Raw genomic sequence first — 24,877 nt, 5'->3', positions numbered from 1 at the left:
AAAGAAGTTGGAGTTGATTTAAAAGAAGGTTACAATGGTGACCTTACTTCTAGACAAAATGGATCAGTAGGCGGACAGATGACTAAAAAAATGGTTGAACAGTATGAGAAAAATTTATAATTTAAATTTCTGACATTAGTTAAGAGGTATATGCAAGTCATATACCTCTTAACTTTTTATTTAGTTTACTTACAAATATTTATTTATGATGATTTACTTTCCTAATTTCCCTTGAAGATTCTATTATATATTTCTTATTTCTGCACAAGATACTATCATAACCAAAATAAAATATAGAAGGAGTGATTAAAATGTCAAACAGACAATTAGTACCTGAAGCTAAAGCTGGATTATATTCATTCAAAATGGAAACTGCAAAAGAATTAGGAGTAAACTTTTCGGATTACAATGGAGATTTAACTTCAAGACAATGTGGTTCTGTGGGTGGAGAAATGGTTAAAAAAATGGTAGAACAATACGAAAAAAATTTGTAATCAAGAAAATATAATAAAATAGTAAGGGCACATAGATTTTAGTCTATGTGCCCTTACTATTTTATTAACCATTTCATACTTATCTCTCATTTCCATAAATAGAAGATGGTTTATAGCTCTGAAAGAGATAGTTTATCTAAGTTTAAATTCTAAAATTTTAAGTTGAATAGATTTGCGTCCATTATACTCATTGATTTGAGGTGAGAAAATCAAGTCTAATTTCATTCCTCTAGGGTTTGATAGATAACTCATATATTCTTCTCCATATCTATCTTTTAACATTTCCATAAATTCATCTACCCTATTAAAAAATATTCCATCAATCGTGTTATTTTCTCCTGGTATCAGGCATTTAATTTTTATTGTATTAGCATTTTTACCTAGAATATCTATTTTTAAAATAGGAATATTTTTTTCTGCAAGTAATGGTGACGAATTTCCTTTACCAAATGGTTCTAACTGTTCTAACTCATCTATAATTTCATAATTTATTTTACTTAGTTGCATTCTCTGATCTATTCTTATCTTAGGTATTATATCCTCATCAGTTAATGTACAAATAAAATTTAATTTTTGTCTTAGTTTTTCTATATTTTCTTCTTTTATCGAAAGACCAGCTGCCATTGGATGGCCTCCAAATTTTTCAAGTAACTCTTTGCATTTTATTAATTCTTCAAACAAATTATATTCTTTTATAGATCTTGCTGAGCCTTTAGGTGTTTCTTTTCCTTTTGTTAATATTATTGTTGGAACATTAAAAGCTTCCCTAACACGCCCAGCTACAATTCCTGCAATACTTTCATGAATAGTATCCTTATAGATTACTAATACTTTATCATTCTTAAAAGTTGAATTATGTATAAGTTCTATAACCTCTTCCACATTTTCTGTAGTCATTTCTTGTCTTTTTTTATTAAGATCAAATAACGTTTTAGCAAGCTCTTTTGCCCTATTTTCTTCCTCGCATAGGAGTAATTCAACTGATATAGATGCAGATTCTAGCCTTCCAGTAGCATTTATACAAGGCCCTATTTGAAAGCCAACGTGATAACACTTAATTTCTTTATCATTAATACTTAGCATTTCCTTTAAACACTTTAATCCAAGATTTTTTGTATTAGTTAACATTTCTAAAGCATTTTTAGCAATTATCCTATTCTCATCTACTAAATCCACCACATCACAAATAGTTCCTATCCCAGCAATTTCTATAAATTCATTAACAAATTTCATATCAATTCCCATTTTTATAAATAATGCTTGTACAAATTTAAAAGCAATACCTGCACCACATAAATTTTTAAATGGATAATTACATTCCTTTTGTTTGGGATTAATAACAGCATCTGCTGGTGGCAACTTAAACGTTCTTTCCCCAGCTTCATTTTCCTCAAATTGTAGTTCATGATGATCAGTTACTATAACAATCATGCCTAATTCTTTTGCTAGTTTCACCTGCTCGGTAGCTGCAATTCCATTGTCACAGGTTAAAACCACTTTAAATCCTTCATCATTTAGTTTTCTTATTCTATCACTATTTATTCCGTAACCTTCATGTTCTCGATCTGGCACATAATATTCTACATTAGCCTCGCAGCGTTTTAATCCCTTATACATTATAACGGTACTCGTAACTCCATCAGCATCAAAGAATAGTTACTTGTGATTTTGTACATTATGTCTAAGGCACTGGTATTACAGTTCTCATGCCTATTATAGTAGTCAAATTTCATTTAGACAATTATAACTTTATATTTTGATAATAAAACTATTTAAAATTTTCAGGATCTTATTTAAAATGCTAATTAATTAGATATAAAATAGACAATATAGACTTCAATTAATGATGCTCTAATATTATCTATTAATTATAGTTTTTTAACTATAATTAATTTTTTATCTTATTTCTTCTAAAATTTGTTTAAATATTTTATTAATCAAGTTACATCTTTTAGCTTTTAAGCCCTAATCTATTAACGTAATTTATTATTATCACAATTAATTTATTTTTTCTAAATATTTAAATATATTTTAAAATATATCGCTAAAACACCTTGATTCGCTATACGTATAGTGTTAAATTTCAAAAAATATAAAATACATTTGATATTTTATCAAATGCCAGACTGTTTATAAATATAAAATGCAAAAAAACACTCTAATTTAAAATTGGAGTGTTTTTTTGCACGACCAAAAATCAGACAATCACTGTCAAATATATATAGTATTGAAACTTTATAGTTCGAAGGATTTTATTATGATTAACAAAAAAACATTGTGCTACAGAAATTTAAGAGACTTTACTTAAAAATGTTACTGCTCAGATAACGTAATACCTGTCGTAGATTCTATTTTACTTTTTAAAATTTTATCGCGTACTTATTTGGAATAAAATTCTGTACATATTGTACATAAATTCAATGGGTGGAGTGGTATCAACACTGTTTTTAATTTATATTACTTAATTTTTTAGAATATTTATAATACAGTGACTACCTATTTAATTGTATTGTTTATATTTTTTTGTATTTATGTGATCAATAAATGTTTTAATACCTCTACCACCGAATTGTACCCCATAATCGTACCATTTCTTTGAAGTAGCCCAAAGTAATATATTGCCTACTCGGAGTTGCCCATTACCTCTTAGGGTTACTTTACAGTATATATTTTCTTTTTCTAATTCTTTTATAACTTCCTTTGTTATTTTTGCTTTTTCATCACTCATTTCACAGAATCCTAACATCATTAATTCCTCCTTATTATAATTTTAATGTTATTATATCAAGTTAGAATTCGTTTTATTTTTTGGGATTTTGACAATCTAGGAGTAAGTTCTATAGACCTTATAGGGTATGTTGCTTATATTTTCATCTTAGGGTTATTTTGTGGGATTACATATAATTTTATAAAAAAATAGCCTGCACTATAATGTACAGGTTTTTCTTAACTAAAGAGAACTTGTAGTCCAGGATACTTCTATCTAATTTCAGCAAAAAAATTGCTATATAAAGATTTTTTGAATTAAAACACATTTCATCACAGTATTTAAATAATGAATTACTCTTAGTGGTGAGAAGAAAGTGCCTACATTGTGATCTTATTCTTTTATAAACATTATTTTAATATCTATTTTCTCTAAACACTCAGAAAGTGTCATGTGTAAATCATAGTATACTTTTTCTATTCCAGTATCAACAAGTAGAGAGTTTGTTACATCTGCTATAACTTTATAATCTTCAATCATTCTTGTGTATGGATATTTTATTTCATTTTATCCCTCTATTAAATCCTCTTTACTGTTTCCCTTACATATAGCTGCTTTAGATAAGCGTATAATATCATCATTTAATTCAATCATCTCATTTTTATAATTAGTAATTGTAGTAGCTGCTTCATTCTTTATTATAAAAGTGCTTTCGGCTTCGCTTGCCCTTGCTGCTTCAATTACAGCGTTAAGTGCAAGTAAATTTGTCTGCACTGAAATATTATTTATCAATTCGGTTATGTCATTAGCTTGATTTATGCTACCTTCTAGCTGTTTTATCTTATTTATTACCCCATCAAAAGATTTACTAATGTTATTTAATGATATTATAAGCCCTAGTTGTCCATTGCTTGTATTTGCGATGCTAGAACGATAGTTTGTAAATGGAATTGAGATAAATGTAGCATATAGATGGTTAATTTTATTTTATATCCAATATATTTTAATTCAATTTCTTTTTTTCACCTTTATAAAATTCCGTAAACACCTGAGATAGTTGAAATATACTCTATAAGTAAAAATATATTATACTTCCCCCTTTTCTATAAGTAAAGTTTTGCTATATATTTCTTTATAATTATATATACCGGTGTATTCGTAAAGGTTTATATTCCTAAATAGAAAAGATATTTGTCCTAAAAAAAACACTAAACTAACAGGTGCTGAAAAAAATAAATGTAGTTGTCCATTTTTTTCTAACAATGTTCTATTATTTAGCACATTTTTTATCTGCTGAGCTAATTTGAATGCATGCTCCCCATTAACTACAGATAAATTTCCAGATTTATCAGTAAAACTAAAATTCACCATCTTTTTTACTTTGATATCATTAGCCCCTATGTACTCTTTAACATCATTAAATATATTTATTGTGGCAGAAATGCATATAGCGATATCATTTGACTGGTTATCAATTTCACTTGACTCTACATCAAACATCTTGTACTCATTTTTATTTTCTTCTGTCCATGGCCTCCATGGATTTATTCCACCTATGCCCCTTTGATTAACATAAGCCTTCTTTCCACTTTTTGAACTCAATACAAGTCCTAAGTAATATGCAATAGTGTAGTGTGCGGAAATATCTATACAGTACTCCACGCTACAGCTCAATGAGTTAGCAAATTCTGAAATCTTATCTTTTATTTCATTCCATGACATACTATTTTTACATTTTCTCCCATCAAAATATTTAACACAGTCTAGTACATGCTTTTTCTCACACTGTTCAATAACTTCCTCCGTACCTTTAACCCAGCTACGGACTAAAACCATTACAGGCTTTGCAATTATACTATCTTCCACCGTCATACTATGCGGAGATTCTTTTTCAATAATTGTATCTGATAATGCATCTATAGCACGTATTATCTGTTCATGTCCTTCAAAATTAGCTTTTTTTTCAGCATAGGGATTTTCTAGAATGTATGCCTTGAATTTCTTTAGGAATCTTTCATAAAAAATATTGTAAAAACTACTTAACTCTACAGCATCCGTACTTCCATGTTTTGTTTCTACTTCAATTATATGGTTTTCCTTTATCTTATGAATAAATTCTTCCTTGTCGATTTTCGTGACACTTATGGCCGCTTTTATATCCAACTCATTCACTACCATAGCCATAAAACTAATTAAAGAACTTCCCTCTTCACAATACTTAATAATATAACCTGAAACCTCATCTTGACAGGTCTTAGCAAATGCATATGCCATTGATATCTCTAAAGATGATTTACCTTTTTCACGACTTTCTTTATACTTGCTAAAACAATATAATAATACTTCCTTAGGTTCAATAAACGCCATTATAATACACCCCTATTTACTTATTCATACAGTAATTTGGTAATTTATTCTTTTCACTATTTGTTTTAAATAACTTCATCTATTAGTAAGTTAAATTAAAGAAACTTTCTACTTCTTCCTTAATAATAAATATTATTTCATCGTAATTATTAATCATTTACATGCATCAATGTAATCATCTTATCTTTAATAAATATTTGTATTGATACAACAAACTTAGTGTTAACTTGTCCAGCAATCAGTAGAATAGGTTCTGAACAATTAAATTTGCGGTTTGTTGAAATAGCATTCATTTGATTTATATCTGCTCCACTAGGGTATGGGAAATTACCTGGGTGAAAATGCCATTCCCCCAAATAATATTTGTTATCAGGCCAATAATTTATCAACAATTTTTTCAATCCTTTAGTTCCACGTTTAAACCAAGACCGCCCTGCAGAAGAGTCATCAGTGTGTTTTATTGCTTCAGTGATATAGGCACCTTTTAGATTTGAAGAGTAATTACCAATTAGTATTCCTCCTGTTTCTTTTGGAGAAGCCATTTGGCACTTCTCAACAATATTACTAATTACTAATCGTGATATAGATACATAAAAACTCTTTTCTTTATCTTCATATTTCATGATTTATTTGTCTATAACCAATCAAAAATCCATCTTCATCATATTCTTTTTTGTAAATGAAATTTTTGTTGGTTGTTTCTCCTTTCCTCAAAAAATGTGTGATAATTTCCGTAGCAGTTGCTGCTGCCAACATAACATCTGAAGTTTTAGCTGGAAAAACAGGACTCCAGCAACCTATCCCTTCCCATGGCATATCCTCAAGTCTACATTTTTTAATATCCTCTTGAATAACATCACCAAATATATCAGTAAATGTTTCATATGAGAATGTTTCTGCCTGCTGAGCAGCAATATAAAGCTGCTCAGCTTTATATCCGAATGAAACAGAAAAAAACATTACTTTAGATTTAAAACTTAATTCCGAAACTATTTTTAACACTTCGTCATTCGCAGAACAGTCAATAATAACGTCTTTCAGATTAAATATGTAATTATTGTCTAACTTAACTTCATCATTTATAGCTTTTATTCGAGCATGAGGATTTATTAAATTAAGACGATCTGATAGCGCAGTAGCCTTATATTTTGAGATATCTTGAATATTCAATAGATGTCTTGATAAGTTTCCCGCATGAAAACGATCTGAATCCACAATTGTTATATTTTCAACCCCATTTCTCACGAGTTGCTCACACATAAATGCGGAAAGAGTACCTGCTCCTATAACCAAGTACTTTTTCCGAGTTATTGACGAATTATATTTACCCCTGCTGAGTATATTGTTAGCATTCCAATTATCAGTTGTTACCCAATCAAGTAAGATTTTATTAATCAATATTTCATCGAAATCCTTTTTCAGCCACCCTAATTCATTGTTTCTAAAGCCTTTAGCATACCTTTTACCATTGGATAACCTAGGTAGTAATAATGCTTTCCAACTTATTATAGATGGCTTCTCTCCGATTTTATACGGAATAGGAAATCCCAAAAGCAAAAAATGCCTCTCCCCATCGCGTAACTTTGGAAACAATTGTACAAGGATTTCAACAAGATTCATGTTCTGATTTTGAAATGCAATTTTTAATTCCCCAAAAGTATTTGGCGCTTGCCAATTATTAATTACTAATAATTGGTTCATTAAAACCCAAACTCCTGTAACATATGAAGGTTCTGACTTTGTTTTACTAATATAATCTCCCCAAATAGGCTGATATACTGTATGTCTAGCTAAATCTTGATATAGAATAACGCTATAAACGGCGTTATCATTTATTTTTTTCAAGTGAACATAACCATAAGTGGCATCATGAGATTCCCATATCATTGAAGATACCTCATCTTCATCATAAGCAATTGTCATAGGTAAAGTAATATTATATTGAGGCAGCTCGAACCAATCACCATTATAAAGGAGTTCGGAATGATTTGCTTTTTCTATCCATTGAACAGTTCTTAATATAAACCACTCCAGTTTGAATTCGTTATTTTGCAGATTAGGAACGGTAGAGAACTTCGGCTCATCTAAGCATAATTTTCCACTTTTCCAAATCCCATTTTCAGCTACAAGTCCATTATTTGATTGGTGAGGATATGTATTACAAATACCCTTTTTTGCATCAGAGAAAACATCTATGCAACCTTTAGGATAAATGGAATCAAGAGTGACAACCCAATAAGTAACTTTGTCAATTTTTATTGCCTCTTCAATAGTTATAGAAAATTTGAGATACCATTTCTTTTGAATCGGTTCCCATCTTAAATCATTCAGTAATGTGTATTCTTGGATACCGTCAAGAACTCTTCTTGCACTTAATAAAGCACTTGGTATATCCACTAAGCAAATCTCCCTCCTTCAATATTTCGGCTATCTTCTTTTCTTTGTGTAAACTGATTACCTAAACTACGCTTTGGAGGCTCAGGAAACTTATTACCAAAGAGTTTTCGCCATTCAGTAGCTGCTTCTTCAATAGTATCCGCATCATATGCTTTTCTCGCTATTGGGGCTGCTTCTTTTACAGTAGCATAAAAATCATCATATTCATCTACTCCCAGTCTACCAAATACATCGTGTTCCGTAACACCTCTATCGCCAAGAAACGGTTTTATAGTATAATCACTAACTATTTTTTCTAATGTTAAGGTAATACCCTCAGCCACAGATTCTATTCCGTCAGGGCAACAATTACCTATGAAATGCTCTAATGGATAACTCTTTGGATGTTTTACCTCAGGATACTTTTCTTTTCTCCACCACTTAATAGCTTTTACAATATTTACATAATGACCATTGCAATTACAATTCTTATCAATAGTCCATCTAATTTGCTCTAACGGATGTGTCTTGTCCCAGTTGTCAGCTTCATGATCAGGAATATACAGAGGTTCGTTTTTCCAAGTAACATCAGTATCAGATTTTTCAAACATGGTAAATGCCTCGTTTAAATTTTTCTTGTGCAAAAATCCATATTCTTTGTAAGACTCATCCATTGTTTTATATTCGATATCTACAGCAGAGGTAATAAAATTATTTTCTATAACTTCTTCAACAATTTCTGAAGGAGCAGATGTAGGTACAACATCTAAATCAACATGACTCATTTCAATGCCCCATGATCTACCTTGTTTCTGAAATTTACCTGAATAATATTTTTCAAGGAACGGTTCAAACTTATCCAATGCCTCCTCGGTTGTAACAACATCCTTGTCTAGATTAGTTACTATGATGATATCTACATCTGATCTTTTACCATTTTTAGGTCTAACAGCAGTTGAACGTTTATAGCTTCCCTGTAGGAATGTTTCTACTATGCAATTAGATAAGTCCTCATCCTCTTTTAATCTACGTCTAAGAGTTTCATGTGCACTTTTTAGTTCAGAAACCTGATTTTCTGTTAAACGAATTTCTTTAAGGAAATCAGAAAAATAAGTTGTCATTTTTTGTGTCATTTTTATTCTCCTTCCATTTGGACTATCGATGATTTTATATACACCTTTTCAAACTCAAATAAAGTAAAGCACTAATTTCATATTTTCTCATTTATAATATGAATTGTAGTCTCCAACCCTATTCTAAGCATTATTGCTCTCATTATACTCCAAATTCTAGCATTATATCGCTTCTATACTAGAATACTTTTTTAATTTTATCTTTGGTTTAAACTGTGTCCTCTTTAACTCACTCACATCCCAAATAAAAAGATAGCAAAACATTTTTACAAAGATTTTGCTATCTTTTTTAATTATCACACCTCTGCCTTTATATTAGTTATATCACCACTTACATAACTAGTATATACTACACTATTAGGAACTTGCCCTATTATTATCGAATAAACCTTAGTATATAAATGTTTGTTCGATAATATTTTTTTCTTACATCTCCATACTATTAAGTATATCTTTAAGTTTCTTTAATTCATCTACTGACAATGTAATACCTTTACCCATCTTTTTATGTTCCGCATCCCAATCTCTAATATCATACTTTGCTTCTTTTTCATTCCAACTTATTAAATTTAATTCTTTCATCCAGCCCTTTGCTGATTGTGAAATGCTACCTATGGATTCTTTTATTTCGTATTTAATCTCAGACATATTTACACATCCCTCTTATATATTTTTTATCGAATTATTAAGTTATTATTTTTTATAAATTCTGCTTAAATATAAATTCTCTTATCAACCTCAATTATCTCTTCACTATTTTTAATATAATAAACAACTAATTCTTCTCTGATTTTTTGCAAATCCATTCGGTGAACATCATCAAACCTATACGATAAATCATCAATCAGAATTATATATCTAGGTTTACCTTCCTGTGTTTCACTATAAAAATCTACTAATCCATACTGTCTTTGCATTTTAACATTTACTCTTCGTTGCTCTTTTTCATATTGATAAACCAAATCTTTATACCTGTATATAATAATCCTCTTATTTATGGAGATATCAGGCACTAAAGTTATCTTCAAAACTTTTTTTGGAGGTCTCATCTGAATAGTTCTTTCTCTATTTATTTCCTCCATCCTCATTTCCTTTTTTTCTTCGATTTGAACAAGCTTTGTATTCATCTGATTTATTAAAGCACTATTGTTATTATCCACATTTGTAGATCTATATTTTGCTAGTTTTTCCATAGTATCTTTATATTGAGCCTCGAAGGTTCGTCTTAAGAATTCGCTTTTCTTATCTAATTTTTTGCTCTTGGTGCTCCTCTCAATCAATAACTTTGCCAAAGTATATTTTATTGCATATGAGGTTAGATTATTCTTTTGTTCACTTTCCATTTTAGCCCTTGAGTCCATATTTATATATTGTATAAAATATGGGTCAACTTCAAAGGTTTCATTATCATCAGCTGTAGCTATATATAATAACTCACTTAATATTTCCCTACCCGTACCATCACCGATGCTAATTTCATAAATTTCTATATCTAGTTTTTCTAAAGTCGGATATTGGACTTCAACCTTTTGCATTGCAATTTTTTCAAGTTCACTTTCTGTTAAAAACATTGCTAATTTAAATAATGGACTTTCATCTTGCATAACAGTTATAGCTTCACCTTGAGCTTCCACCAAACTCTCTTCTTCATTTGTGTATTTTATACTTGAATTATTGAATCCCATGTTTAATTTTTTTCTAGCAAAATCTCTTATAGATTTGGGAAGCCTATCAATACGATAGATACTACCTGATTTTGTTACTTTCACATTTTTATTGATTAACGTCTTATTTACAAAATCAGTATATACTCTTGATGAAATAACATTTAATTTCAACAAATTTTGGTTACTTCTCATTGTATTTAAATCAAAAGGATTATCCTCAAGGCTTTCTTCTTTAGTCAATTGTATTAGCTTAGCATGTTCCTCTGACAGTGTTTTCTCCATCTTGCTCACTAGCTCGTCTAAGTTGGTTCTATTTCTAATTGCCTCTTCCATAAGAGTTGCAAGGCTTATATTATTATCTTCAAGAATTTCTCCAATAAAATCAAAAACTAAATCTTTTCCAAGATCCTCTTTCATTTGCTCCATTTTAGTCAGCAACCTATACATAACATCGCCTTCACGTGTGTTTTTCGCTACTAAATTGAAAACAACAACATTATTCTTCTGACCAATTCTATGAATACGTCCCATACGTTGCTCTAATTTATTTGGGTTCCATGGAATATCATAATTCACCATTTGATTGCAAAACTGCAGATTAATTGATTCACCACCAGCATCTGTGGCGAGCATTACAGGTAATTCATTTCTAAATAATTCGACCTGACGTCTTCTCTCATCCATAGAAAATTTACCAACAATTTTTGCAATTCCTGAAACCCTGTCTTTTAATTTATTTTCAAGAAAATTTAATGTGTCTACCGCTTCAGTAAATATTATAATTTTCTCGCCCTTTTCAATAATACCATTTTCTCCAAACAACGTTTTTTCTAATTCAATATATTTTCTTTCGGTCCCCTCTAGTCTAATGTCCTCTGCTTTCTTTATGAGTTCTTCTAAAATATCGATTTCTTTAATTAACTCATTAATATCTATTGAATCCTCACTTTTTTCTAGCAATTTTTCAATTTCTTCTTGATCCTCATACGACTCGTCCTCAAAATCTTCCATGTCAATATCCTCAAGCCGTTTATCAATATCTTCCTGCGCTGTTATACTAGTTTTTAACAGCTCACAAAGGGATTCGTGTCTTCTTTTAAGAGAAAAATATATTGCATCTATTGATGAACTTAATCTTCTTTGAAGTAGCATCATTGCAAAAGAAGTGCCTTTGTTTCCTCTTTGCTCTGCTCTATTAAAATGTTCACTTACATAATTAGTTACATCCCTATACAGCTCTAATTCATTCTTACTTAAATCAAATTCAAGTGTTTTAGTTTTTCGCTCTGGAAATATAGGCGTTCCATCAAAATTGACCATTTGTTCTTTTAATCTTCTTATAACAAACGGATTACTTTTTTCTTTAATATTTGCATCTACAGAAACATTAGCAAATATATCTTCATCTACAAGTTTAAGCAGAAGCCTATAATTTTCAATATCTCCCTTATGAGGTGTTGCCGTTAATAAAAGTCTATGCTGTGCATTTTTTAAAATAGCTTCTCCAAGCTGATAAATTTTTGTTTTTCTTGTTTTTCTCTTCTTAGTTCCTTGGGTATATGCAGCCATTTTATGAGCTTCATCCACGATGACCATATCGTAATTTGCTTCTAGCAATAATTCCTTTACATCACTTCTTGCTGCCCAATATAATGATGCAAGGCATAGAGGATATTCATCAAAAGGATTTTTACCTTCTGCTTCATTTAAAGTATTTCTTGTAATTATTTTAAAATCTTCATTAAACTTGGACTTTAACTCTTCCTGCCATTGCTTTAAAACTAATGGTGGTACAAGAATTAAAATGCGCTCTGCAATTTTTCTGGCCTTTAATTCCCTTATTAACATACCTGCCATTATTGTCTTACCAGCTCCTGGATCATCTGCAAGTAGAAACCTAATTTCAGGAGCTTGCAGCATAACACCATAAACGGCCTCAATTTGATGTGGTAACGGTAGTAAGTTTTTACTACCCAATGCTTTTGAAGATGAATATTTCTGTTCAGTTTTAAAGTAAAGATATTCTAAATACCTTTTAAATGTACTTGCTTCCATAAATTCGTTCATAGAATCAGAAATGTTTAATGTAAGAACATTTCCCATTTGAACCTTGTCCATAAGGGTTTCATAATATTTATTTGTATTTTTTCCGATAGCTTCAACTATGAAGTAAATACCATCTACTTCTTCTATTTTTTTTATTTCTACTGTTTCAGGCCATCCAGTTCCCCTTGCAGTATCCCCAACCTTGATCATACGTTTGTCCCTCTCTTCATTTAAAATAGATCATAAATTTTAAATTCATATTGGATTTCTTTATATATTTTTGATACCTCGTCATCTTCTAATCTGAGTACAACAGTTTCTCCAATACCATAAGATTTTTCTTGAAATATAAATGTTTTTTCAAATACCCTTTTACTTGCATCTTCAATGGAATCAAATGCTAATATAACTTCATTTGATATTCTATTTTCTCCTTGATAAAAGCCTACCTTTAAAATCCTTTTAGCCAAATTATCATCAACCTTTTGTTCTTGAAAAAAGATAACTTTAAAATTATAATTAGTTATAGCCTTGCTGTTAGCAATATTTATATCAACCTTTTGTTCTTCTTTCCTTTTGGTAATTCCCTTATTTGCTTTATAACACAATACGGGGATAATAGCCTCTTGAGGCATCGCACCTCCATGAATAAATCGAAGTCCTCCACCTTTTACTTTGAGCCTGTTTAGACCAGTGGCAACAACCGCCTCAGCATCTAATCCTATATAATCTAGGTTGATTTTTTTAGTTCCATCAGTGACAATTAAATTTTTCCCTACTACAAAACGCCTATTTCCATCATATATAGTTCCATCTATTGCTATAGCCTTGTATTTTTCTTCTATTTTTTCTGATTGATAAATAAAACCATGATCACTTGTGATAAATATCCTCACTGCACCATAACTTCCAAGAAGCTTTTGTATAGCATTCTTTAGTTCATCAATAGCATATTTAACGGCTTCATAAGTGTATGCCTCTGATGCAGAACTATCACCGGTTTTATCAATTCTATCGTGATAAAGATATACAAGTCTCTTACCTTTAATAATATCTAACCCTTCTAGTTTACTAATTAAGGTTAATTGATTAAGAGGCATTGCAATGGATTCTTCTTGATAACTTTTAAGTATCTTCTCCCTATTTTTAGTTCCCATGGTGCTTAATCCATCTATGTATACAACACCATTTTCATCAATTGAGAATTCATTATTAGGTAAAAGACTGGCCATACCTAATTGAGTATAAGTAGGTATGGACGCCAATGTAGGTATTACCTCAACTTCTGAATTAATTCTCTTTTTTAATTCTTCTTCTAATTCCTTAGCAATTTCATACCTAAGTGCATCTGAAATAATAACAAATACACGTTCTGATGTTTTATCCATTAGAGGTTTTATCTTTTTGTCATAAAAATCTTTTTGCATAAGCATTTTTTCTACATGATAATTATCCGCTAATTCCTTATTAACTACTTCATCAGTCCACTCAGCGACTTTTTCAAGATAAAGATTGCTATACCAGTCAGTGAAATACCCTACAGTTTCAAACAATACCTCTGGCTGATTTGCACTTCTAAACTCATTAATTAAGTTCCTATAAACCTTATCTATTTTATATAACTCCTTTGAATATTGACTAGCCCACTCTATAGCACTCCCAGGCGCATACTGATTTCTAAACTTTACCTTTTCATTATAAAGCTCTAATGCTTTTGTAATAATTTTATAATTGCCATTTATCTCATCGTACCTCATCCAGTAGGAAGAATTTCTATCTGTCAGTATTTCTCTCCACAAGTCATAATTAACGGTTTCATTAAATATCTCTTCAATTGATTTTAAAACTAACAATCTCTCAATAATTTTGAAGGTATGACATCTATAATAATCTAAATAGGATTGTTTCTTTAATATATTTTCTATCTCCCACTTAACCTCAATATTATTTATGTATTCTTTTATAATAGTGATATCTTTATTGTCTTTCATCAAATCTTCTAAAAAAATATTACAGGTATTAGGAAGCGTTGATTTGAAAGTGTACTTAAAATCTGTTGAAAGATTAAATTTTAGATTAGAATTAAAGTGACAGTATATTAATGTATCCATCAGATACTTCAAATTTTTATCTTGTGAACTTATACCAAAATAATTATAAACTTTATTCCAAAATATATCTAAACTAAAGAACTTTCTAATATTTTCACATACATCATTATTAGTTTCATCAAGTCCTTTTAACAAAACTGCTTTAACAATATCCTCTATATTTAAGGAATTAGCTTTTGATAAAACACATAATATACCTAATGTTAACTCATCCTCAGTAGCAATATCAGGTAGTAAGTTCTCTAATTTCATGCATCTTTTGTTATCATTAAAAAATCCAACATAACTCTTTATAAAATCCCTTATATTTAAATGCCCGAGGTTATATCTATCTATTATAAGGGCTACATCATCTGCATTAAATTCTTCTGAATAAAGTAAAATATCCAAAAGTGGATTTTCTTTTTTATTGGGTTTTTCAAAATCTCCGTATAATAAGTAATTGGATTCTCTATCGATAATTTCAAGTTGGCATCTTGTTTTAAAACTATTTTTTTCTGTTAATTTCCAATACTTAATATTATTTTCTTCTAATTGAGTAATTAAAGTATTTGTATCCCTGTCACTATTTTTGTCGTACCAAAAAACTATTTTTCTATAATTACCGCCATTAAATTTTTCCATTAGTTTTCCTACTAATTCCATGTTTACACCTCTATATCGTTTTACTTTCATTTACAAACATAGCAGTAGTTGATACTGAATCAACTACTGCTATGTTTGTATCAATTCTATAGCCACCCTATACTTTCAACAAAATTCGTGCGCTCGTTATTTTATCTTAGCAAGTATACCTTGCAATTTCTTATAGTTTTCAACAACACCATCATCCAAATCCAAATCAATTTTCCTATTAGCCATTTCATCTAAAACCTTATCAAAGCCTAGCAATTCTGTTTGAATCTGTGATAAAATTAATAACTTTTTATTATAATTTTTCACATCTACATTACTCAGATTTTCATTTTCAAGATATTTATTTATTTGCTTTTCCTCATTAGTGTATTTTGTCTGGAGTTCAAGTAGGTAATTTAATCTCAGGGTAGCTAAGGTTTCTGTATTATATCTATGTATATAAATAAGTGCCCTAAACCCTTTCTTCTTTCCTGAATCAACCAACCAATATATAGGTCTATTTTTGTATATTTTGCAGTGGTCTGAATAAAATCCATCAATGAAATATCTCCTTATAGTATCTCTTGAAGATTCATTACTTTTCTTTCCAATAGTTTCTGAAATATAGTTTAAATTTTCATTTAATGTTTCTTCTCCAAAAGTTACTTTTACAAACTCAACAAATCTATTAATAATATCATCTTCAAAATAACTTTGTGATAAAATTGGTATTATACCATCACTATCGGGTTTGAAAGTCTTATATTTTAATAGATCAAATCCCCCACCTGCATATATTAGTCCTTCTTCATCAATTGAGTATCTACCAAACATGCATCCTACGGCATATGATATGAATGATTTTATATCTCTTTCTCTATCTGCTTGTCTTATTGTTACATCTTTTTCTTCTACTTCTGGTGTCATTTCATCTTGTAATCCGTAAATATCTAAAAATATACGATTTAGCTCCTCTTCATTGGCTTTAAGTTTATGAAATTGTTTTTCAGTAAAGTCATTCCACATATCAAATGCATGTTCAATTCCACCCTTTGCATTGGTAATTTTGAATTTATAAAGAGGGTGGATTATAAACTCCCAACTAGTTTCAAAACTATCCCAATCAACTTTAGACATAGCTATATTTTGTTTAACAATAAAATCTACTCGAGATTTATTTTGAGTTTCAACTACCAATGGTAAAGATGCAATATTATCTATATTAAAAGTTAAAGTTGGGTTCAAAATATTGAGAAATCCTCTAGTTATTTTTGAACTTAAAAAGCCCAAAATCCAAAATGTTATTTTTTCTTCTGAAAACATTGATGCTCCCCTACCATCAAAAGCAAACCCACAATAGGAATAACGAACACCAAAATAAGTTGAACTAACATCTGACCAATTAATTGATGGTTTGAAAAAATAACCTAAACTCGACGCTCTAAAACCTGATAAGCTTTGCATATACTTTCTCGAAGTCAAATCATATGCAATAATATATTCATTATTACCATACCACTTTCTAAATGTTCCACCTTTATTATATGGAACCCATTTATGTCCTGTATTTTCAAAGTCAGTTATACACTGGCATGAAAAAGCAATATTTTCATTTGATACTTCATACCATTTTTTTAGACAGACATCGTTATTCCCAGTTGACATTCCATGTCTAGGTTCGGCAAATTTCCTTAACTCCTTAGTTTGTTGAAATATATTATACACTTTATTACTTACCCAATAGGCAATAGGCCTTCCAGGTATCTTGTGAAAATTGTTCATATAAGTAGAATATCTATAATTTGTATTTGGTTGTTTTACTGCTTCTAATGTTTTTATAGGCTGATTTTTAGAACCTTTAAAATCGGATAATTTTATATACTCTCCTGATATATCTATCCAATAGTTTCTTAATGTAAATGTACATATAGGAACAGTTGCATCTTGAAATCCTGAGTACTCTAACTGAATTAAACTACTAATGTTTTTAGTATCTATTATTACATCCCTAAGCTTTTCATATGATGATATAAACATCCACACAAATGGAGTCATAAATCCTAATTGCCCATTATACTTAACTTTTGACATACAATATTTCATAAAAGCAGAAAACATATCTGCCTTATAATCTTTATAGTAAGTTTGAAGAAACTTACCTAATTCAGCATTCATATATTTACTACCCATATAAGGAGGATTAGTAACCAAAATATCATACATACGAATCATTATATCTGCCTGCTTTATTAAATCTGGCAGTCGCTCTAATACTCTATTTCGTGTTGCTTCCTCCAATAAATCTCCTTTTGGATTTTCTAATATTTCTTTTAATCTTCCCGCAAAAAACTTTTTATCAAATTCTTCAATTTTAATCAGTGAACCATAAATCTTCGCATTCTTATAAGTATCTATAAATTTCTTTGTACTTTCATAATTCTGTCCGCTTTGTTCCCCAGCAATATACGCAATATCAACATCATCCATATTATTTGTTTCTTGGATAGCTGCAATATTTAACTTAATGCCATCCCTTTGAATACTTCTAAGTAACCTATCATTATACTTCATCCCCTTCATAATTACTGAAAAACAAGCAAGCTGATAGGCTCTATCATCTATATCTAACCCAAATAGGTTGTTTTCAATGATTTTTTTAGGTATTTCTCTTTCCATATATCCACATTTACTGTAAATTTCATAAAGCACATCGAATATGTAAACTAGAATATGTCCTGAACCACAGGCAGGATCAAATACTTTAATATCTTCAACTTTTAAATCTTTATTGATATATGGTTCCAGTTTTTCTTCAAAACCAGGTTCTGGATTATGGTTCTCAAGATAGAATTCCCATTCCTTCTTTAACTCATTTTGTTCAGGATGAGACTCTACCCAATGCCTTCCTAAAGAGTTTTGCACCATATATCTAACTATCCAATCTGGAGTAAAAAGCTGAGTAGCAAATGGTATCTCTTCTTTTTTGTATTTCTTTTTTGCATTGATAACTTCATCTTTTTTTTCAGAAATGTAATACTGATAAATCCACCCTATAGTTTCCACTTCGTAAAAATCTTCTTGAGCTATATTATTAATGAGTTTACTTATTATCGATTCTGGTGTTAACAAATTATCTGGTAGAAGCATATCTGTATAATCATTTATTTTTTCAAATAAGAAAGGCAACATTTCACTGAGTTCATTACATTGAGCTATGAGAAGCTTTCTATATGCCTCTTCGTTTTTATTTAATTTAACATAATTATCTATTTCATCAAAATTTAAAACTAAACCAGATTCATCATAATGCTCTAATATATCTGGATACACTTTTCCCTTTATTTCACTAGATAAGATCCTTATGTGCGATGGTAAATAATCATTAACCTCCATGAATCTTAAAGCAATAAATCTATTAAACCAAGTGTAAGCTACCTGCTCCATCAACAGATTGAAGCCTTTACTATCTTTTTCTTTAAGCAATTTTCTATAAGCCTCTCCATAGCTTGGGTCATATTTGTTTCCGTTTATTGTTACGTAATCAGTTCCTATAGTAATTTCTGAGAGGCTGTCTTTATATACTCCAAAGCTATTAGCTTTAAGTGTAATTTGGTTTATTAACTCAGTTCTTGCACTGGCTGAAAATTCTTTTAAAATTCTTTTATCCAATAATTCCACCTCAAAATCTTATTTTTTTATTACTAAATCTTCTTCCTTTAGTATATCTTTTAATTCTTCTTTAAGATCATCTTTTAAGTTTTTTAAATACTCTTCTAACTTTTGAAGGGAGTTAATTTCGATATCCTTTTTTATTACTTTATCTAGTATACATGTAACAGATACTTTCCTCTTGCTTCTGGGTTTATAAGGAGTTACTGGGGGATCATTAACTATAGGCTTAATAACCGCTAAACTATCCATATATTTCTGTAACGATCTATTAAACTCTTCTAATTGTTGACTTAATATTGAGCTTGATGCAATGATTGAAGTAAAACTTTCTAATTTATCAAAGCCCTCAATTTTATCAATCATAGCTTTTTTATTTTTCTTTATAAAATCAGATATTAAATCACTATATAAATAAAATTCTTCAGTATACTTAATTTCATTTTGAACCTTAATTATATTTATTCGTTGCTCTTCTCTTTCTTTTTCTCTTTCTTCTATAATTTTTTTATTAAGTTTATCTATGAGCAAATTAATATCTGGTATCTTACCATAGGGATTTTCATCCTTTAATATTCCCTCTACCTCAGCTTTAATGTTTCCAATTTCTATATTTTTAGTAGATATTATACCTATTTCTTCTCTATTTTCAAAAATATACTTAACCCCTGAATCAAATACACTTATAGGATTTTTAGTATAAAAGCTACTAAGTTTATCTTGTTCTTTAAACCAATCTTCAATTTCAAATTCTCTTTCAATAATCTCTTTAACAAGCTTTTCTCTATCCGTAATATACAATAATTCATCCACATCATTTTGCAATTTCATAATCATCATATTCCCTGGATATGGAAAGTTAGAATTTTGCTTCATTTGTATCATTTTTATTGTTTTAATTGGGCTTAACATTTTTTCATTAATATTTATCTTTATATTCTCACCAATGGCATCATAAGTTTCTCCCAGCTCTGATACCTTGAATAAACTCTTCATTACCCTAATAATCTTTCCTTTTAGTTCCCTTGGGATTTCTACTTCAAGCTCAACCACAACCTTTTCTTGCTCTGGCACTTTCATCATTCTATCCATAAAATGACTATGTGTTGCATTAAATTTTTCACCAAGATATTTAAGCCTAAGCTTATTTTCGTTTAATAATAATGCCACTAGACTTAATGTGTCATTTTCACCCCATCCAAAGGGTATATTCGAGAAATTAATAACTATCTCTCTTAAAGTTTTCTTTCCAAAAGAGCCTTGTATTTCTAAGAATTTTTTTAGCTCTTCAATTGCAAGATAATTATCCCTTTGCCCACTAATATTTTCTTGATAAATCATTCCGTTTTTAGCATAGTCTAATATTGTATCCCTTGCTTGCTTAAGAGGAATAACCTTATCAATATAATTAAGCATTGTAAAAGTGTTTTTAACTAATTCCTCAAGAGCCTTATCTATTTGACTTACTACCTCTCCAGGAAAAGTAAATTCGGAACCCTGTATATAGAATTTCGCATTTTTACAAGCAATCTCCAAAGCAGTTTTCCCTTTCTTATTAAATTCATCTACTTGATCCAATTTATCATTTAATATTTTCTTTTGTGAATGTGATAAATTTGAACCAACCTTCATATTGTAAGCTACAGCCTGTTCTCCATACTTGAAAAAGCCTTCATAATCATCAGCATTTGATGGTAAAAGCATAACCAAATTACCAGAGTTAGAATCCATTTTAGCCTTTGTTTCTTGAACATCGCTACTATAAACTTGCAATGTAATATTATTTATAGCATTCCCAATTGAATAATCATTAAATTTTTTATTAAAAGGAAAGTTATTACCCCTTTGAGTTTTAATACTAGATTTTGAATAGATTTCTCCAAACAAAGTTTTGGAAATTTTCGCTTTAATTTTTTCATCATCTATATATATTTTTCTTATTTCATTATTCATTTCCTGCTCATCATCACTTAAGAATCTGTAAGAATCGTCTGCCAGTTTCTCTATAAGCTTTTTTAACGTAAGTTGATTTAAAGAATGCATTACCTGTTTTTCTATATTGTTTTTTACAGCATTTAAACTATCAATAAATAAGGTCGTTATGTTACCTAAATTTGCTCTAATTTCATCCAGATCTTTTATCATATAAAGTGTCTTTAAAACCTTCAAATCAAAACTATCTAAATCTCCTCTAGTAGCGGCTTTTCTTATAGTATTAACTACAGAACTATCTAAAAAATTTTCCATGGTATCATAGAATTCCGCAAAAACAGCTAATTTGTCTGTATTCTCATTTTCCATCCTTACAGCAATCACCTGAAATGCATTGAGCATGGAACGTTCACCATGAGCTAAACTTTTACCTGCTTCTCCTTTTTTCCTAACTTTTTCAAAAACTTGCTGCAAAAGATAAAATTGATAGGATACAAACGGATAACTTTCAGAAAACTCATCACTGGACTTATAACCTGAGAGTAATGTAGTACTGTTTCCATCAAAAGTTAACATGTTTCTTATGGATTGCTCCTGAGTTTCATACTTAGTCTTTAAATAATTGTATTCTGCAGGTTTTTTCTCAAGCAAACGTCTCTTTATAACTTCATCTGCATTGGAACTGGAAAGGATTAATCTTGTTGCAAATCTTCCTTGAATCTTTGAAAAATTGTCTACGTCTTCAACATTCAATTTTTCCTGTGAAGTTACTATAACCCATGCTTGTCCATGAGCATAATTCCCGAAACCTTCTACTATGGTTTGGAGGTTTAACATTAATTCGCTATTGCCACCTATGTATTGCCCTATTTCATCTACTAAAAAAATAAGCCTATAACCTTTTTCTCTTGACTCGCAGTATCCTGCTACAATTTTCGAAAAGGTAGCTATATCAATGGAAAAGCTTTGTCTTGTTATATCTAAAAAGGTTCTTGCTGATTCATCATCATAGCCAACCTTTATTAGTGCCTCTGTAAATGCCTTTCTTTTTAAAGTTACCCGACTTCTACTGGATTCCCACGTTGCTCCTTGAACTTCTTTAAAAGCACTTTTAAATTCGCTATATTTTCCCTCTTCATCTAACTTTCTTTCTATATCTGCAATCCAATCCGTAGTTGAGTATCCCATAAATTGGTTGAATACTTTTAAAAATACATCTAGCATCTTCTCATTTTCGTTACTGTTAGTTGTAGTTTTTGAGTCAACATTAAAAAGTATAGAATCACTTTTAGCTTCATCTACCTTTTTCATTAACTCTAGTAAATTACTATTAGTAGTCTTTTTAAGAAAGAATGAATATGCGGTTTGACCCCCTACAACCCTATGACCAATTAGATAAGAAAGAATTTTAAGCAAATGGGATTTACCAGAACCAAAAAAGCCCGAAATCCAAACTCCTATTTTATCAGTTGGTTGATTCAATGTTACAGCATAATTGTTGTAAAATTCCTCCATTCTTTTACTAACTTCATCTGTCATTACATACTCATTTAATTCTTCCAAAACAATGTCATCCTGCTGCTGCCCAGCCTGAATAACCCCTTGTATATTCCGTGTTATTTCCTTTTTAAAAAGTTCACTTACTTTAATATCATTCCCCATATTACTATTCCCCTTTAACGATTGATTTTGAATGCCCTATAATAATTTGTGCTTTCAAATATGTTGAATAAGCTTAAAACTTCAGTAGTATAAGTTCCTGGATAAAAACCTACTACTGGTATCTTAATATTTCTATCTCCAAGTTTAGAAAAAACCTCATGTAATCTAAAAAACTGAAATACATTCCCTACTCCAGTGATAAAAAGGACATCAAAGCCTTCAGCCTTACTTACAACTAAATCTATAAGACTACCATCCTCAATAACTGGAGAAATAACATCCTTTATGAATGCTCTTGTTCCATCATTCTTTTCACACTCAAATAATTCTTCTATGTCATCATCTTTAAATATCTCCAATGTTATTTGAAGCAAATCTATTTTTAATATCTTTAGATTTGATTTATCAATAATAAAATCAATTTCTTTTCTCATTTTAAGCTCTTCTTTAGGATTATAGTCGAAAATATAATATGGCATTTCATTAGCCAACCCTATTCCCTGAAGAAACTTATCACTATGTATAAAATCATATAATTCATCCATGTATCATACCCTCTATTCTCCTATTATATATATCAAAATTTTCTTATACTCATCATTATTCATTATATAGTTCCTTAGCTCAGGGCTTATTTGCAAAGGTTTTATGTTAAACTCACCCTTTTGTTTTTCTAGTATCCCACATTGTGTACAAAATTCTAATACTCTGTTTTTTATTTTTTTTGCTGTGCTTTCTTTCCATTTAGCAACTACTTCACTTTGTTGTGATTTATCTTCAAAATAGTAATTAATATCAGCACATGTAACTACTTTTTTATGATTAATCCAATTATGATAAACTACTTCTATAACAAACTCCCTAGAGATTCTAAAAGAGCTTAAAAAAGTATAAAATAGAATTACCATACTATCATTACTATTATTATCAATGTAAATTTTCATTAGATTCTCATCCATATATCTAATCCTTCGATTTATGTATGATAAATTTTTTTTGATTGCATCTACATTTCTCATATTAAATAGATTTTCTTCTATAACAACATCTCTAATTTCATCCTTTTTCTTTCCCAGTAAATATAAACTAATAACTTGCGTCATTTCATTTTTTATTAGTCTTTCTGATGTAAAACCTGCTGAATATTTTTGCATACTCTTAGTTTTCCTTCCATAATTAATAATTTATTTTATTAATGACTTATAATTTATAAATATGAGTTTATTTTTATTAAAAACCGACTTTATAATCTATATTGATATTAATTAAATACTATTTTCAGAACTAAATATAACCTTCTACAGTATTCATGTTTTCCCCTCATTTTACAAGAGGTTTTTAAAATTTATTATAACAAATATCTAGAATCACTTTTTAACACCTTAATAATATAATTACAGCTTTCCGCGTAATAATATTATTATGTATATATAAACATGTCATATAATTATATCGTGGCTGTTGTTATTATCAGTTTACTATATTTCCAGCTTCAATTTCAACAGTTACATAGATTAATACTTTATTAAATTTAGTTTCAGTTGACTATAAATAATATGATATAATATCTGTAAAAATAAAATAAATACGGAGGAAAATATTATTATGAAAACTATGAAATATGGTTTTATTAATACAACTGAATTTAACAAAGGAATAAAAAGCATTAGTAAAGATAACAATTTATCATCTGTGAAAAAAATTTACAAAGGCCTCAAAAGTAACTATGAAAATACTACAAGTTCCACTAACATAGTGGGTAATATTTCAACCAAATAAGTTTAGTAGCTGTTATATTTCTATAAACAATCCTATAACTATAATTATTATAAAATCAAACCAAAATCAAAACGTTTTTAATATTATTGAAAATATATTTAAATAGCACTTATTTCGATGTATCAGTGTTGTTTAAAGTTAGGGTATATTTCAAGGTTTAGATCGGCCTTAGATGGCATAAACAATCACTTATCTGCCTAGTATGTAGTTGTTATCCTTGATAAATGTGATAACCAGTTCAGTTTAACTTAAATGTAGTCTTTGCATTATAAGAATAGCACTAAACCGCTATCGCGGTGGTAAACCAAAATTAATTTAG

The 24,877-nt window shown here is 29.5% G+C and carries 17 protein-coding genes and 1 pseudogene; 3 read left to right on the top strand and 15 right to left on the bottom strand.

Annotated elements, in window-relative coordinates; genetic code table 11:
- Together Q0649_RS00240 and Q0649_RS00235 are read left to right on the top strand one after the other, a co-directional pair.
- Positions 1-120, top strand: a 120-nt coding sequence (locus Q0649_RS00240; RefSeq protein WP_298836054.1) for an alpha/beta-type small acid-soluble spore protein, incomplete at its 5' end; no start/stop codon positions are given.
- Positions 121-311: 191 nt separating this feature from the next.
- Positions 312-494 carry an alpha/beta-type small acid-soluble spore protein gene (locus tag Q0649_RS00235; RefSeq protein ID WP_298836052.1) on the top strand — a complete coding sequence of 61 codons (183 nt, stop codon included), beginning with the start codon at positions 312-314 and terminating at the stop codon, positions 492-494.
- 132 nt (positions 495-626) lie between these two features.
- On the opposite strand, the pseudogene recJ reads toward Q0649_RS00235, so the two are convergent.
- From recJ to Q0649_RS00160, 15 genes and pseudogenes are all read right to left on the bottom strand, one after another.
- A pseudogene (recJ, locus tag Q0649_RS00230) lies at positions 627-2,132 on the bottom strand (single-stranded-DNA-specific exonuclease RecJ); the annotation flags it as partial.
- A gap of 862 nt (positions 2,133-2,994) precedes the next feature.
- Positions 2,995-3,243, bottom strand: a complete 249-nt coding sequence (locus Q0649_RS00225) for a hypothetical protein (protein WP_298836050.1) — start codon at positions 3,241-3,243, stop codon at positions 2,995-2,997.
- Between the two features lie 351 nt (positions 3,244-3,594).
- On the bottom strand, positions 3,595-3,741 hold the full coding sequence (locus tag Q0649_RS00220) for a hypothetical protein (RefSeq protein ID WP_298836048.1): 147 nt from the start codon (positions 3,739-3,741) through the stop codon (positions 3,595-3,597).
- A gap of 27 nt (positions 3,742-3,768) precedes the next feature.
- Positions 3,769-4,074, bottom strand: a complete 306-nt coding sequence (locus Q0649_RS00215) for a methyl-accepting chemotaxis protein (protein ID WP_298836053.1) — start codon at positions 4,072-4,074, stop codon at positions 3,769-3,771.
- A gap of 213 nt (positions 4,075-4,287) precedes the next feature.
- The gene (locus tag Q0649_RS00210; protein ID WP_298836046.1) at positions 4,288-5,568 is read right to left on the bottom strand and encodes an SAVED domain-containing protein; all 1,281 of its coding nucleotides are present in this window, start codon (positions 5,566-5,568) and stop codon (positions 4,288-4,290) included.
- Between the two features lie 149 nt (positions 5,569-5,717).
- Positions 5,718-6,191: a Mov34/MPN/PAD-1 family protein gene (locus Q0649_RS00205; RefSeq protein ID WP_298836044.1), complete on the bottom strand. Its 474-nt coding sequence runs from the start codon at positions 6,189-6,191 to the stop codon at positions 5,718-5,720.
- Entirely contained in the window at positions 6,181-7,965 is a 1,785-nt protein-coding gene (locus tag Q0649_RS00200) for a ThiF family adenylyltransferase (protein ID WP_298836042.1), read from the bottom strand. Before Q0649_RS00200 ends, Q0649_RS00205 begins: the two co-directional genes overlap by 11 nt.
- Entirely contained in the window at positions 7,965-9,077 is a 1,113-nt protein-coding gene (locus Q0649_RS00195) for an SMODS domain-containing nucleotidyltransferase (protein WP_298836039.1), read from the bottom strand. Before Q0649_RS00195 ends, Q0649_RS00200 begins: the two co-directional genes overlap by 1 nt.
- A 426-nt stretch (positions 9,078-9,503) precedes the next feature.
- Entirely contained in the window at positions 9,504-9,725 is a 222-nt protein-coding gene (locus tag Q0649_RS00190; RefSeq protein WP_298836037.1) for a YdbC family protein, read from the bottom strand.
- A gap of 65 nt (positions 9,726-9,790) precedes the next feature.
- Positions 9,791-13,000, bottom strand: a complete 3,210-nt coding sequence (locus tag Q0649_RS00185; RefSeq protein ID WP_298836035.1) for a DEAD/DEAH box helicase — start codon at positions 12,998-13,000, stop codon at positions 9,791-9,793.
- Positions 13,001-13,020: 20 nt separating this feature from the next.
- On the bottom strand, positions 13,021-15,576 hold the full coding sequence (gene pglZ, locus Q0649_RS00180) for a BREX-1 system phosphatase PglZ type A (protein ID WP_298836033.1): 2,556 nt from the start codon (positions 15,574-15,576) through the stop codon (positions 13,021-13,023).
- A 96-nt stretch (positions 15,577-15,672) separates the two neighbouring features.
- A complete protein-coding gene (pglX, locus tag Q0649_RS00175; protein ID WP_298836031.1) occupies positions 15,673-19,185 on the bottom strand; it encodes a BREX-1 system adenine-specific DNA-methyltransferase PglX in 3,513 nt (1,170 codons plus the stop codon).
- 18 nt (positions 19,186-19,203) lie between these two features.
- Positions 19,204-22,779, bottom strand: coding sequence for a BREX system P-loop protein BrxC (gene brxC / locus Q0649_RS00170; protein WP_298836029.1), 3,576 nt, complete (start codon positions 22,777-22,779; stop codon positions 19,204-19,206).
- A gap of 14 nt (positions 22,780-22,793) precedes the next feature.
- Positions 22,794-23,324, bottom strand: coding sequence for a BREX protein BrxB domain-containing protein (locus tag Q0649_RS00165; RefSeq protein WP_298836027.1), 531 nt, complete (start codon positions 23,322-23,324; stop codon positions 22,794-22,796).
- Positions 23,325-23,336: 12 nt separating this feature from the next.
- The gene (locus Q0649_RS00160; RefSeq protein ID WP_298836025.1) at positions 23,337-23,933 is read right to left on the bottom strand and encodes a DUF1819 family protein; all 597 of its coding nucleotides are present in this window, start codon (positions 23,931-23,933) and stop codon (positions 23,337-23,339) included.
- Between the two features lie 451 nt (positions 23,934-24,384).
- Here Q0649_RS00160 and Q0649_RS00155 point away from each other — a divergent pair, with 451 nt between their 5' ends.
- Positions 24,385-24,558, top strand: a complete 174-nt coding sequence (locus Q0649_RS00155) for a hypothetical protein (RefSeq protein WP_298836023.1) — start codon at positions 24,385-24,387, stop codon at positions 24,556-24,558.
- Positions 24,559-24,877: the final 319 nt, after the last annotated feature.

This window comes from uncultured Clostridium sp. (genome assembly GCF_937920395.1).
Classification (GTDB): Bacteria; Bacillota; Clostridia; order Clostridiales; family Clostridiaceae; genus Clostridium_AD.
This window is presented reverse-complemented; position numbering and strand designations above follow the sequence as displayed.